We start from the raw sequence: 861 nt of genomic DNA, 5'->3' as shown, positions 1-861 counted from the left end.
CGGATGGCCGGCGTGCCACGCATCGCCGCGATCAGCGACGACTACCCCGGCAGCCTCCTCGACGTCCGCCACCGCGTCCCGGTCGGGGTCCCCGAGCCTGAACGCGCCCTCTCCCTCGCCGCCGCCGCGGGTTACGCCCTCGCCGACGACGACGCACCCACCGTCCGCCTCCGCCCGGAGATCCTCGCGGCCAGCGCTCCGGATCCGGTGACCGCCCGGCACCCGGCGCTGGCCGAGCCGGGTTACGTCGTGGTGCATCCCGGCGCGTCGGTGCCGGCCCGCGCCGCCGCTCCGCAGCGGCACGCCGAGATCGTGGCCGCGCTGGTCGCCGCCGGTCACCGGGTGGTGGTCACCGGCGGCCCGGACGAGACCGAGCTGACCGCCCGGGTCGCCACCGCCGGCGCCGCGGACCTGGGCGGGCGGACCGACCTGGCCGGCCTGGCCCGGGTCCTCGCGCGGGCCCGCTGCCTGGTGGTCGGCAACACCGGCCCGGCGCACCTCGCGGCGGCCGTCGGCACTCCGGTGGTCAGCCTCTTCGCCCCCACCGTCCCATTCGGACAGTGGGGGCCCTGGCGGGTGCCGACCGTCCGGCTCGGCGACGCCACCGCCCCCTGCCGGGACACCCGGGCCGCCCACTGCCCGGTCCCCGGACACCCCTGCCTCAGCGGCGTCGACGCGGCCGAGGTGGTCGCCGCCGTCCGCCTGCTGGGCCCCCGGTCCCCCACCTGACCACCGCCGGCCCGTTCCGCCCGCCAACCATCCGCGAAACCCGCCGAGGAGTGGCATGAACGTTCTGCTCTGGCACGTGCACGGCTCCTGGACCACCTCGTTCGTGCACGGCAAGCACCGCTACCTGGTACC

Annotated in this window: 1 protein-coding gene; it reads left to right on the top strand. The window is 77.7% G+C overall.

The window, feature by feature from the left end:
* Positions 1–729 (top strand): glycosyltransferase family 9 protein (locus ACVCAH_RS37980; protein ID WP_447141029.1); only part of this gene is annotated, 729 nt, incomplete at its 5' end.
* Positions 730–861: the final 132 nt, after the last annotated feature.

Source organism: Micromonospora sp. LZ34, assembly GCF_052981855.1.
Note: the sequence above shows the minus strand (reverse complement) of the source record. Positions and strands in the feature narration are given on the sequence as shown.